This is a genomic window from Actinopolymorpha sp. B11F2 (genome assembly GCF_040195635.1).
GTDB lineage: Bacteria > Actinomycetota > Actinomycetes > Propionibacteriales > Actinopolymorphaceae > Thermasporomyces.
The window spans coordinates 211,892-223,490 of the sequence record NZ_JBEFTX010000005.1; the positions used below are offsets into that span (position 1 = coordinate 211,892).

Annotated in this window: 12 protein-coding genes; 4 read left to right on the forward strand and 8 right to left on the reverse strand. The window is 66.6% G+C overall.

Annotation, left to right across the window (positions count from 1 at the left end):
• Positions 1-427 precede the first annotated feature (427 nt).
• The gene (gene sigJ, locus ABN034_RS11750) at positions 428-1,339 is read right to left on the reverse strand and encodes an RNA polymerase sigma factor SigJ (protein WP_349691030.1); all 912 of its coding nucleotides are present in this window, start codon (positions 1,337-1,339) and stop codon (positions 428-430) included.
• A gap of 157 nt (positions 1,340-1,496) precedes the next feature.
• Here sigJ and ABN034_RS11755 point away from each other — a divergent pair, with 157 nt between their 5' ends.
• The 4 genes from ABN034_RS11755 to ABN034_RS11770 all read left to right on the forward strand — a co-directional run bounded on the left by ABN034_RS11755 (position 1,497) and on the right by ABN034_RS11770 (position 5,288).
• Positions 1,497-2,126: an LUD domain-containing protein gene (locus ABN034_RS11755; RefSeq protein ID WP_349691031.1), complete on the forward strand. Its 630-nt coding sequence runs from the start codon at positions 1,497-1,499 to the stop codon at positions 2,124-2,126.
• A gap of 485 nt (positions 2,127-2,611) precedes the next feature.
• Positions 2,612-3,145 (forward strand): phosphotransferase family protein, encoded by a 534-nt coding sequence (locus ABN034_RS11760; RefSeq protein WP_349691032.1) that lies wholly within the window; start codon positions 2,612-2,614, stop codon positions 3,143-3,145.
• A gap of 327 nt (positions 3,146-3,472) precedes the next feature.
• Positions 3,473-4,501, forward strand: coding sequence for an ankyrin repeat domain-containing protein (locus tag ABN034_RS11765; RefSeq protein WP_349691033.1), 1,029 nt, complete (start codon positions 3,473-3,475; stop codon positions 4,499-4,501).
• A gap of 250 nt (positions 4,502-4,751) precedes the next feature.
• Positions 4,752-5,288 carry a GNAT family N-acetyltransferase gene (locus ABN034_RS11770; RefSeq protein WP_349691034.1) on the forward strand — a complete coding sequence of 179 codons (537 nt, stop codon included), beginning with the start codon at positions 4,752-4,754 and terminating at the stop codon, positions 5,286-5,288.
• A 134-nt stretch (positions 5,289-5,422) separates the two neighbouring features.
• Here the strand turns inward: ABN034_RS11770 and ABN034_RS11775 are convergent, their stop codons facing one another.
• From ABN034_RS11775 to ABN034_RS11805, 7 genes are all read right to left on the reverse strand, one after another.
• The gene (locus tag ABN034_RS11775; RefSeq protein WP_349691035.1) at positions 5,423-6,346 is read right to left on the reverse strand and encodes a sulfotransferase family protein; all 924 of its coding nucleotides are present in this window, start codon (positions 6,344-6,346) and stop codon (positions 5,423-5,425) included.
• Between the two features lie 182 nt (positions 6,347-6,528).
• Positions 6,529-7,944 (reverse strand): PhoX family protein, encoded by a 1,416-nt coding sequence (locus tag ABN034_RS11780; RefSeq protein WP_349691036.1) that lies wholly within the window; start codon positions 7,942-7,944, stop codon positions 6,529-6,531.
• Between the two features lie 126 nt (positions 7,945-8,070).
• Entirely contained in the window at positions 8,071-8,628 is a 558-nt protein-coding gene (locus tag ABN034_RS11785; protein WP_349691037.1) for a hypothetical protein, read from the reverse strand.
• A 29-nt stretch (positions 8,629-8,657) separates the two neighbouring features.
• Complete coding sequence (locus tag ABN034_RS11790) at positions 8,658-9,413, reverse strand: hypothetical protein (protein WP_349691038.1); 756 nt, start codon at positions 9,411-9,413, stop codon at positions 8,658-8,660.
• Positions 9,414-9,459: 46 nt separating this feature from the next.
• Positions 9,460-10,026 carry a hypothetical protein gene (locus ABN034_RS11795; protein WP_349691039.1) on the reverse strand — a complete coding sequence of 189 codons (567 nt, stop codon included), beginning with the start codon at positions 10,024-10,026 and terminating at the stop codon, positions 9,460-9,462.
• 215 nt (positions 10,027-10,241) lie between these two features.
• Entirely contained in the window at positions 10,242-10,808 is a 567-nt protein-coding gene (locus tag ABN034_RS11800; protein ID WP_349691040.1) for a hypothetical protein, read from the reverse strand.
• Positions 10,808-11,308, reverse strand: a complete 501-nt coding sequence (locus ABN034_RS11805) for a MauE/DoxX family redox-associated membrane protein (protein ID WP_349691041.1) — start codon at positions 11,306-11,308, stop codon at positions 10,808-10,810. The genes ABN034_RS11800 and ABN034_RS11805 overlap by 1 nt, the downstream gene beginning before the upstream one ends.
• Between the last annotated feature and the right edge of the window lie 291 nt (positions 11,309-11,599).

Sequence of the window (11,599 nt, forward strand, 5' to 3'; positions counted from 1 at the left end):
CTTGCTCGCTGGCCTTCGGATTCGAGGCAAAGCTTTCCGGTCGAAGAGACACCGACTTCGCCGCACCCGATTCCGTGTACGCATAGGAGTTGCCACCGAACCGGCGGCTACCTCACCGACGCAGAAGTCCGCCGCGAAGTCCATGGCGGCCTCCAGGTCGTGGAGAACTGGAACTCCGGCAACACCCCTACCAGGCCATGATCGAGTTTGGACGCGCGCACAAGACGGTGGGCCGCTACCTACGCTCGAGAGTGCTTCAACGGGAGATCAACGATGTTTTGGACGTAATCGAGTCGTGGAACCTGGGCTTGAGCAGCAACCGAACGGCCAGTGGCGTTAGCGAGCCGTTGAGGCTCGGGTTGTCGCCACTGGCCGTTCGGGTGCGGGACGGGCGGCGGGGGTCTTACAGAGCCCAGGGAGACGCACCTCAGCCCGTCGTCCAACGGCGGAGTTTATCGGGGTTGCGTACTACCCAGATGTGCTTGATGCGGTCGCCTACGACGTCGAACGCGAACACCGTCACGGTGACGCCGTCTTGCTGAGCCACCAGACCGGGCTGACCGTTGACCGTACGTTCCAGGAGTGTCATGTTGTCGAGCCTGCGACGGGCGAGTTCGGCCCAGGCGTGCGCGATCTGCTCGCCGCCTTCGATGGGGTGCAGGAAGGTCGTGGCGAGGCCGCCGCCGTCGGCGGTCGCCGTGGCGTCGGGGTCGAGCAGACCGATGAGGGCGTCGATGTCCTTGGCCTCCCAAGCCCGCTTGAAGTCCCTGACGACGCCGGTGGGCTGGGCAGCCGAAGTCGTCGCGGAAGGCTGCGAGGACCGGATGCGGCGGCGGGCCGAGGAGGCCAGCTGGCGGCACGCCGCCGGGGTACGGCCGACGATCTCGGCCACTTCGGCGAAGGAGTGGCAGAACACGTCGTGCAGGATGAACGCGACGCGTTCGGCCGGGGTCATCGACTCCAGCACGACCAGGAAGGCCAGGTTGACCGACTCGTCCAGGGTGACCCGGTCGGCAGGGTCGCTGACGGTGCCGTCGGGGAGCGGCTCGGGGATCCATTCGCCCACGTACGTCTCTCGCCGGACCCGTGCCGAGCCGAGCAGGTTGAGGCAGATGCGGCTGGCGACCGTCGTCAGCCAGGCGCCGGGAGACTCGATGGCGTGCTGCTGCTGCCGGGACATGGCGTACCAGCGGGTGTAGGTCTCCTGCACTGCGTCCTCGGCCTCGGCCAGCGAGCCCAGCAACCGGTACGCGAGATTGATCAGGTGATGCCGCTCGCTCATGATCGCGTCCAGGCCGAAGTCAGGCCGGCTCTGTTCTGGCTCGGATCGGGTGGTCATGATGCCGTCGGTCCCCTCTGTCGCATCGGTCCTCACCAGTACGACAAGACGGCGCACCGGAATGTGAGGCGACACACCGGCCTCACATTCCTGAGGGCTGTGTTGTCGAACTGGTGAAACCGACACATCATCCAGCGAACAGGGAGCTCAGAGCATCATGACCACGTCAGTTCCGGAAACACCCTTCGCCGACGCCGCGCCCGGGCGTCGTCTGGAGCGGGCGGCCGCCGCGCTGACCGCGAACGGTTTCACCGTCGAGATCCTCGATGACGCCGCAGCCGCACGTAGCCGTGTCAAGGAGCTGGTCCCGGAGGGCGCCAGCGTGTTCACCGGGGCCAGCGAGACCCTCCGCCTGTCCGGCATCGATGAGGACATCAACACCGGTGGGCGATACGAGGCCGTCAAGCCGCGAACCCTGGCCATGGACCGCACCACCCAGGCGGACGAGATCCGGCGGCTGCGCGCCAGCCCTGACGTCGTCGTAGGCAGCGTCCACGCGGTCACCGAGACCGGTTCCCTCGTGGTCGCCTCGGGGAGCGGAAGCCAGCTGCCCAGCTACTCCGGCGGCGCCGCCCGCGCGATCTGGATCGTCGGGGCGCAGAAGGTGGTGCCCGATCTGAGCGTCGCGCTGCGTCGCGTCGAAGACCACTGCCTGCCGCTGGAGAACGCCCGCGCCCAGGAGGCCTATGGGTGGCCCAGCGCCATCAACCGCCTTCTCATCCTCAACGCGGAATACCAGCCTGGACGCGGCACCGTCCTGCTGCTCCGCGAAACCATCGGATTCTGAACCACCGTCCGGGCAGCGGGCCCAGATCCTCCAGCCGGGTTACAGGCCGATCAGACGTTGCGTCGGGCGTCCGAGCGCTGGTCAGCGGGCGATGTCCTCGGCGGCCGCGACGGCACGCTGGGTGGCGGACTTGGCGCTGGCGCCGGACTGGCCGTCTGCGAGTGTCTTGTGGACGACGCTGATGGAGCCTTTTGCGCGGCTCTGGTGCGGCCTCGGTCGGCGTGAGCTTGATCGCGCCAGCCGGCCGGTCAGCGACAGGCAGACAGTCCGCTGACGGCAGTGCGGTCAGCTCGTCGTACATCTCTTCCCGTAGCTGGTCGATGAAAGCTGTAGCGTCCAGCAGCTTGCGAAGCTCGCGGTGATGCTCGTCACGGTGGGCGTCGAAGTCGGCGGGCAGATCCTCCTCGGGGTTGCGCCAGCAGTCGGCGCCGACTACCCAGCGCAGCCGGTCGCGCAGCTCCCGGAACGTGCACACCTCGTACGCCATGCGCACGGTCCGTACCGCCGGCGCCGCCCTGGCATGCGTGCATGCTGTCGCGATGGCTCCGCGTGAACACCTGCCGTTCCGGCCACGACCGATCGCCGTGGACGACTTCGCCGCCGACCGCCGTGCGGACCGGATGCCGACGACACCACTGCTGCGGAAAGCCGATGAGCTGATCACGGCGCATGGCCTGCCGCCCGGCGAGCCTGTCTATGTCCACGGCGACGTCTGGCCCGGCAACCTCATCTGGACCGGCGACGACATAGCGGCGCTCATTGACTGGAAGACCGCCGGTGCCGGCGCACCAGGGGTCGACCTGTGCGAGCTCCGCAAGCAAGTCGCGATCACGTTTGACCCAGAAGCACCCGCCCACGTGCTCGACGGCTGGGAGCGTGCAGCCGGCACGAGAGCGCGTGATGTCGCCTACTGGGACGCCGTTGCCGCACTCAACACCCCCACCGAGCTGTACGACGCGACAGCAACCGCGCGCCGTGACGCGTTCCTGCGATCGGCCCTGTCCAACCTCGGTCTCTGAGCCGCAGACATCGATCGGCGTCCGCCGATGGGAGGGACCCGGCCAATCCACTCCCGGAGCCCTCCCCCAGAGGTAAGCGTCAAGAAGATCAGGCGAGTAGCCGGCGTCTACCACGACCGACATCCGTTGGTCCGGCGTACGGACTGCGTGGGCGGTCGCCGGCGTTGACCGTGACAGGCCGGCAACTGTGGCCGTATAGTCGTTCTTGCGCTGGAGGGCGCTGCCGGGTCCGCGGGCAGGACTGAGTCCACCTCCGGCTTTCGACTGATTCTTGTTGGCCTCTTCCTCGGCCTGAGCGCGGACCGCAGGCATTCGGAGGGAGACGGCATGTCTTCTCGTACGCTTCCCGTGCGTCCTGATCTCGACCAGCTTCGTCGGCAGGCGAAGGATCTTCACCGAGCCGCGGCGGCCGATGAACCGGACGCGCGGGCGCGGATCAGCGTTGTTTCACCCGAGATCTCACTCCACACGGCACAACTCGCGTTGGCCCGGGAGTACGGATTCGCCAGCTGGCCACGACTTCACAGCGAGGTCAAACGGCTCCGACTCATCGCGGACGGGGACGTCGACGGGTTCGCCTCCTTGGTGGCCGCAGATCCGGCTCTCGCGACGGACGGCATCCGCTTCCCCGACAGCGACACGACTCTCCCGGCGTTGCAGTACATCGGTATCGGGCTACTCCACGGCTGGTGGAACCACCATCGCGCAGGCGACCTGACCCGGGTCCTGCTCGCCCAGGGTGTCTCCACGAACGGAGACGGAGAATCACCTCTGATCACCGCAGCGAGCCATGGCGAACCCGAGATGGTACGTGTCCTCATCGACGCCGGCGCGGATCTGGAGGCGACAGGACCAGCCGCGCCCGGCAGTGGCACCGCACTCGCGCATGCCGTGCACTACGGCATTGTTCCCGCCGTTGACATACTCGTCGGCGCCGGTGCGGTCGTACACGATCTGGTCGAGGCGGCAGGTGCAGGCGACATCGACCACTACGATCTGGCTGACGTCACGCACGAGATCCTGGTCGGTGCTTTGCGCGCCGCAGCCGTGTGCGAGCGGTTGACGGTTATCGACCAGATCCTCGATACCGGCCTGGATGTCAACTCTGAGTTCCGGACGCTCACTGAGCCTGGCGGCGGCACCGCCCTGCATTGCGCGGCGTGGGAAGGCAAGGACGCCAGCGTGGCACACCTCCTTACCCGCGGTGCCGATCCTCACCGCAGGGTCGAAGGCGTCGACCCCATCAGGAACGCCACACCGCTGGCCTGGTGCAGACACCGCTCCGGCGTCGGTCACGGCGGCAACCACACCCAGGTCGAGGCAATCCTCGAGCCAATCGCGAACTCGGCTTCGTGATGCGAAGTTGCTCAGGGCGTGGTCACGCAGGCTGCGGGCTGCAAGGTGAGGCTGGAGCGGTAGGTCATCGCACGGTCAAGCACGTACTCGTGGACTGGCCGGACATGCGCATCGCGAGGATCGGCATGGTCAAGGCGGCCGCTCGGCGTGCGGCGGTGACGAGGGTCTCGGCGTCGCACCCGCCACCGTGCGTGGTGCGGCGCGCAAATCCCGTGGACTGCCCGGGCCGCGGCCCCGCATGATCGGCGGCATGTCCTCTCACCAGATCCGCTTCGCGGAGTTGTCCCGTAGAGCCATGTCGGCGTTGCTCGCTGACGACCTCGCCACGGCACGGGCGGAGTCCGGCGTCGAACTCGGCCGGTTGTTCGTCGACGATCGCGCGAAGTGGCTCTGGGACTACCGGCTCAAGCAACTCGAGACCGAGCCGGAAGCCGCCGCGTGGATCGCCCGAGCGGTGGTCGCCGAGCCTGACGGCGTGGTGATCGGGTACGCGGGATATCACGGACCGCCGGACGACCGGGGCATGGTAGAAGTCGGGTACACGGTCGACCCGGGGCACCGGCGGCAAGGCTATGCGACAGCGATCCTTGCCGCGCTGCTCGAACGAGCCGCCGCCGAACCGGCGGTACAGGTCGTGCGGGCGTCGATCAGCCCGGACAACGAGGCATCGCTGGCGACCATCGCCAAGTTCGGCTTCACCAAGATCGGCGACCAGTGGGACGAAGAAGACGGCCTGGAACTCGTCTTCGAACGCCCGGCTTCACCCTCGCCAACAGCCAGTCCGTGAGGATCTGACACAGACCCTGCCCGAAGCCGAAGTCGCACACGCTGTGGTCGGCGTCGGAACCTCGGTCGCGCTTGGGTTCAGCGTCACGAGGGACGCGCTCGCCTTCCCGGCCAACTTCTCTCTGACCCCGCCGCTCAGCTCGGGTACGGCTGGTAGGAAAGCCTGTCCATGACGGGTGCCAGCCGTTGCTGGAGTGCCGCCGCGTCCAGTGGCGTGACGTAGTCGCGCCACTCCTTCGTCTTCGTGGTGATCTCGCCGAACAGGTGCGGTGCGGCACGGCGCCTGGCGAGGTCGGGATTGGGCTCGCGGACGATCTCGAGATCGAATGGCTCTCCGATGAAGTCGCAGATGCCTCGCATGGTCTCGTCCGGTGCTGCGGTGAACTGCTCATAGCGAACCATCAGAAACGAGGCCGGCACCTCAGCCGCGGCAGCCAGTGCCAGCGTGGTGTTCCTCGCCCACCGCTGCGCGAACGCCGTCGGCTTCAGCGCCGCCCAGCGCGCCGCCACGGGGTCGACCCGTGCACGGCGTACGTACGAGGTGTAGACATCGACCGGATGCCGGTGGATGTAGATCAGCCGGGCCTTCGGGTAGCACCGAAGCAACCTGTGGACGTAGTTGACGTGGCTGGGTGTCTTCTCCAGCACGCGCTTCACGCCACGAGCAGTGCGCACATGGTGGAAGTACGAACGTACGACGAGCGGATGTCCGCTGGCCGTCCAGATGCGACTCCGGTGGCGGGCCGGTACGCGGCGGAGCGCGGCCTCACCTGCTGCCAGCAGCGGCCGCAACGGAGCGATCGAGGTGAGAAACGCCTGGTACCGGTCGTCGTCGTGGGCCATGTGGCCATACATCGTTCCGGGTTCGCGCGGCCCGAACGACGCCGCATTGTCGACGTGCACCATGATCTTGCTCTCCCACAGGTTCTCCGACCGCGGGCGAAAGGCCGGATGCTTCTGCAGGCTGCGGTAGAGGATCGTCGTGCCACTGCGTGCCTCGCCGACGATGAAGACCGGAGCGGTTACTCGTTCGGTCCGGGAGATCTCCAGCAGATTCACGGGCGAACGTTACTGGCAAAAGGTGAACCGAAGGTGAAGAGGGTGGCGAAATCCGCCGGCCGCGACGGCGCCCTGCTCGAAGGGAGCGCCGTCGCGGCCGGCCTCACCGCTGCCCGTTCGATCCAGGGAATCTCCACGACGGCGTGCGTGAACATCCCACCAAGATCCCCTGATGATGTGGCTCAGAGTGAGCCGTTAGGGAACGGGCCGGTGATGGCGAAGGTGATTCCCGGGCTCTGCGCGTTGGCGAAGAGCCAGTTGCCGTTCTTGGGCTCGAACGTCGACCCGCACCACTCCGAGCCGGAGTAGTTGCCCGGCGCGACCTTCTTGCCGGGAACGCCGCCGGCCGGGATGACGACCTGGTTCAGCGCGAACGGGAAGATCTCCCCGTCGGTGGTGAGCCCGTGGAGGTACTCGCCCTCGCTTCCGTCCTCGCACAGCACGATGCCGCCGCGCGGGCTGACGCAGATGTTGTCCGGGTTGTTGAGCACCGCCGCGTCCGGTGAGGCGAACAGCACCCGCATGCTCTCGCTGGCCGGGTCGTACTCGAAGACCTGGCCCTGTCCTGAGGGGCCACCGCTCGTCGAGACGATGTAGACCCGATCGTTGCCCCACCACGCACCCTCAAGGCGCCGGAACACCGCCGCGCCCTTGGCTTGACCCTGCAGCGCCGGACGAACTTCGCCCGGTGCGTAGTCGGGGTTGTCGATCGTCACCCACGAGGTGCTGTACTCCGTGCCGGTGTCGTCAGCGTAGGTCGTGTAGGACGAGCCGTCAGCGGTCTCCACCACGAGCATCTGCAGCTCACCGCCCGCAACCAGCTCACCCCTCTTCACCGGCAGGTACCGATACAGCCCTGAGGGCGTCGCGTCCTCGGTGAGGTACACGATCCCGGTGCCCGGGTCGAGTGCGACGGCCTCGTGACTGTAGCGACCCATCCCCGTGAGTGGACGTGGGTCACCCTTCCCGCCGTACGGCACCTCGAACACGTAGCCGTGCCGGGTTCCGTTCGGCGCGATCTCGGTCGTCTCCTCACAGGTGAGCCAGGTACCCCACGGCGTCGGCCCGCCCGCGCAGTTGCGGATCGTGCCGGACAGGCTGGCGTACGACTCGAGGAACTTCCCCTTGTCAGGGTCGAACACCAGGTTTGTCGTGCCGCCGCCGGCCGTCGGGTTGTACGCCCGGTCGACGAACGCTCCGTCGTACGCGCCCCGCTCGTGGTTTCGGACGATCGCGACCTTTCCGTCGGGACGGCGGAACGCCGCCATGCCGTCGTGCGCGCTCGGCGTCGGCATGTCGTCGGACATCGGGTCGCCGGTCCAGCCGTAACTGATGTACTCGAACCCCTTGGGCAGCCGGAGCAGCTCGAGGCCTGTCGTGTCGTCCTTGACCGGATAGAGCGGGCCGTAGTCAGGGCTCGACGCACGCTTGCTCATCGGCGCCGCACCCGCGGTCCTCGCACCCAGCGCCTCCAACGGTCCGAGTGCGAACAGCGACGCGGCGGTCGCGACTCCGCCCCGCAGGAACTGCCGCCGGCCGGAGCCGGCGCCTGAGCTCAGCGGTCCGGGGTTGGTGCTGCCTGAACTGGTGTCTGTCACGTGATACTCCCAGCGCAAAACGAAACGGTCACGTGACGCTAGCCCGGCACACGACGGCAGCACCCCAACAGCGGCCGAAGACTTCCCGAACAGTCTGAGACCACCGGCTCCGGTAGGTGTCGGGGTTCAGCTGAGGTAGCGCCGGCAGACTGACTTGTACTCGTAGTCGCTGCCACAGCTGTTGTAGACGTACGTCCTGCCATCGGAACATATGACGCTGTCGATGTCGCCACCGGTCTGGCCCCTTCGCCAGACCCACGCATTGATCACGCGGGAGTCGGACAGGTTCCAACATCGATAGTCGCGACGGAAGTCCTCGTACTCACAGTCGGTGCGGCGCTCACCGTCCGTCCGATGGCGGTTGTACGCCCGCTGGCAGAATCTCGAGCTGACGCGCGCGGAGGCGGGGTTGCACCAGCGCCAGTTGGTTCTCCTTGTGGACGTGCTGTAGTCCGCACAGTGTGTCCAGATCTGCCAGGGATGACTCCCGTAAAGCCATGCCTCGGCCCGGTTGCGACCAGGGAGCAGGTCAAGGGCGCTGATGCCGAGAACCATCCCGGTGGTGAGTACCCCTCTCAGCACGCTTCGACGGGTGAGGACACGATCCATGATGAGTTTCCTGACCGCGCTCGGTGTCGCGTTGGCTGGCGGCGTACTCGCACTGGGAATGGGCTCAACGCTCATGGTTGCCTCTCCTTGTGTCTGGTGCCTCATTAGTCAGTCCAGCTGAGCTCGTTGACGTTGAAGAGGAATTCCAGCCCGTCCTTCCAGTCGACGTTGAGCTCCGCCTCGCCGCTGAGCGTCGTCACCGTGCTCGGCGTTGCGTGGAGCAGCACGATCTTTGAAGGCTCCTGCGGGGTCGAGGCGACGTCCTCCATCCAGACCTCGCCAGTCGGAACCGGCGCGCCCGACCAGTCCGGAACGAGCTGATGGGCCGTTTCGGGCTTGCGGATATCGAGGAATCCCACGCCAGGGATCTTCTTGCTGACGTCGAGAACCTCCACGCGGTCGACGGCGGGGGCGGTCGGCCTGACGCAGAGACCTTCCGGACTGTCCTCGAAGTACAGGCGGGCGAAGTACCGCAGGGCGTCCGAGCCTGACATCGTGGGATCGGGCAGCCAGGTCGCCACCTCGTGCCACGGCCCTCGCCACACCGCCAGACCCTGCTCGGCGGTCTCGCAGTGGCTGATCAGGAGGTGTCCGCCCTGTGCCTCGACAATGTTCGCCCAGCGACCGCCGATGACGCGTTCCAGCACCATGTCATAGTTCCCGACGACGGTGATGTGAAGGTCCCGCAGCTGCAATCCGTCCGGCGTACCTGCGTACGGACGCTTCGTGGTGACCTGTACCGAGGCGGACCAAGGCTCCTCGAGGTTGTAGCCTGCCGCGTCGATGGTCACCCATCCGCCGTCCGGTGCCCGGAAACGGGCCCCCGTCGCTGAACTGATCGGTTCCGGATGATCTCTCACCGATCTCTCCTCCTGGTACGCATGCGTGGGTGAGCGGGGCTGTCTCTCAGGCGGCACCGGCTACTGTCGTGTAGAGGATCGAGCCATAGGCGAAAGCAGTCGCGAGCGTCATCAGGGCTCGAATCGAGGTGTCGTATCTCGCGAGCGATTGGTCCCACCGGCCATCGTCGCCGTAGGCGTGACGGGAGAGCACCATGAGTGCGCGACCAGCCCCGAAACCAACACCGGCGAGCAGCGCCGCCGGCCATCCGGCCACCAGCAGCACGCCTGCGGCCAACACGTGGGGCAGCCCGCTGGTCATGTACGTACGAACACCAGATCCCATCTCGAAGCCAAAGTGCAGGGCGCCGTAGCGGGCGCCGTCGGCTGAAATCGACTCGGGCACCTGGCGCGCATTCTGAGGAAGGCGGAGCCGGAATATCCCGAACTCCTGTAGAGCGATCACCACGAACACGGTGAGGACCACACCTACGGCCACCCGGACGGGAAGCAAGGGACGCAGCAATGACGTACCGAGCGCGACGGCAACCAGGCTGGATGTGAACCCACCTACCAGCAGGCCGGCAGAAAACCACCATCGAGAACCCCCTCGCCAGACCGACGAGATCAGCATTGCTGAGTTGTAGCTTCAAACCGATCCCGAGATCGAGTATCCGGCGGCCAGCGCCACCACCACCCACGACAGGGCACCCGGTGCATCCGCTACTGCCTGCAAGCTCGCCACACCGATCGCAACGAGGGCGATGCCGAGTCCCGGCGCGAGCGGATGAGCAAACGAACGTAGCCGTCCGGACCGTACGCTGCGCTGTCTCGCCGTCGCCATGGCCCTCAGCTACCCGACGAGTCGGACAGCGTGGGTTCGGAAGGGCCGGGCTCGAGTGGGGTGACCTTCGCCATCCTGCTGGCAATCTGAGAGACCACGGCCCGCACCGCCTCTTCCGATCCAGTCGGTTCGGCCATGACGATGCTTCCTTGTCGATCAATTGCGACGATCGCCGGCCGCCAACCAGGGTCAAGTCGGCTGTAACCGCCGGCATCGGCGACGTACTCGACCCGCTCGTCTCGCTCGTAGGACTCACTTCTCGATCGTCCGAGAACGACGAATGTCAGGGTGGTTGATCCAGTTGCCGCGAGCTCGGCGAAGACCGGGGCGACCTCGGCGCAGATCGGGCAGTGTTCGTCGACAAGGAGTACGACCGAATACGCCGTCCCACCACGCGGCCGTACGGATGCAGGGACTTCCCGCAGCACCGGAGCCGGACCCGACCCCTGTGCGACCGGCCGGGCAAGACCGGCCTGGATGTCACGGAGCTGACGCAACAGCCCTGCCATCGCAAATGCGAGAACGATGAGCGCGAGCCACGCCAAGACGACCGCACCGACGAGAGCCTCCATCAGATCCTCCGAGACGACATGCCGGGCAAGACGCGCGCCGCGACGGCGACAACCAGAGCCGCGCCCATGAGGGGTATCGAAGACAGCGTTACCAAAGGTTCAGTCGCCAAAACGGCCGTAGCAGCGGCAGCGACCGCGAACACCCCGGCGCGAACGAGGACCTGTGCGCGCACCGGTCCGTCGCCAAAGCAGCCGCACGGCACTGGACCCCGCCCGAACCGTAAGAAGGTCAGGTAGCCAAGGAACAACCCATAGACGCCAGCTTCGGCGAAAAAGACCGTCTGCCGCACGAACGGGAGGGCCAGAACTGTCACGCAGGCACCGGAACCCACACCGAACTCCACACCAACCAGCCCGACGGCGAGGGTTCGGTGCAGACGGTAAGGCACCACCCGCTGCGCGATCAGTACCGCACGCAGCCTGGTGAAGTACAGCATGTGCTCGACAGCTGCTGTCAACAACAGCAGCGCCCCACCGACTGCCACCGTCGCCGACACCATGGTCGGGATGGACGGGAGGCTAGGTGACCACATGCGCCCCTCCCCACCGCTTCTCTGCCTGACCTGACTCCCACTGAGCACGCCGCGCCCGACAAGGAAATTCCCACGCAGCGGCATGCCTTGAGAGACCTCGCGAGATTGGCGACATTCAGGTGATCGCCGAATGTGGAGAGTACGCTCGCGTGCCCACCGACATGGGGCGTCTACTATGCAGCCATTTCGGAGGCAAATGCCCTTGCGGGGCCTATGGCTGAGCGCACAAGGTTCTCAGCAGCCCAAGCGGGAGTCACC

Bases quoted from the DNA above. Each gene is read 5' to 3' on its own strand.
- sigJ (WP_349691030.1), bottom strand. From the start codon at position 1,339: ATGACCACCCGATCCGAGCCAGAACAGAGCCGGCCTGACTTCGGCCTG.
- ABN034_RS11755 (WP_349691031.1), top strand. From the start codon at position 1,497: ATGACCACGTCAGTTCCGGAAACACCCTTCGCCGACGCCGCGCCCGGG.
- ABN034_RS11760 (WP_349691032.1), top strand. From the start codon at position 2,612: ATGCGCACGGTCCGTACCGCCGGCGCCGCCCTGGCATGCGTGCATGCT.
- ABN034_RS11765 (WP_349691033.1), top strand. From the start codon at position 3,473: ATGTCTTCTCGTACGCTTCCCGTGCGTCCTGATCTCGACCAGCTTCGT.
- ABN034_RS11770 (WP_349691034.1), top strand. From the start codon at position 4,752: ATGTCCTCTCACCAGATCCGCTTCGCGGAGTTGTCCCGTAGAGCCATG.
- ABN034_RS11785 (WP_349691037.1), bottom strand. From the start codon at position 8,628: ATGAGCGTTGAGCCCATTCCCAGTGCGAGTACGCCGCCAGCCAACGCG.
- ABN034_RS11795 (WP_349691039.1), bottom strand. From the start codon at position 10,026: ATGCTGATCTCGTCGGTCTGGCGAGGGGGTTCTCGATGGTGGTTTTCT.
- ABN034_RS11800 (WP_349691040.1), bottom strand. From the start codon at position 10,808: ATGGAGGCTCTCGTCGGTGCGGTCGTCTTGGCGTGGCTCGCGCTCATC.
- ABN034_RS11805 (WP_349691041.1), bottom strand. From the start codon at position 11,308: ATGGTGTCGGCGACGGTGGCAGTCGGTGGGGCGCTGCTGTTGTTGACA.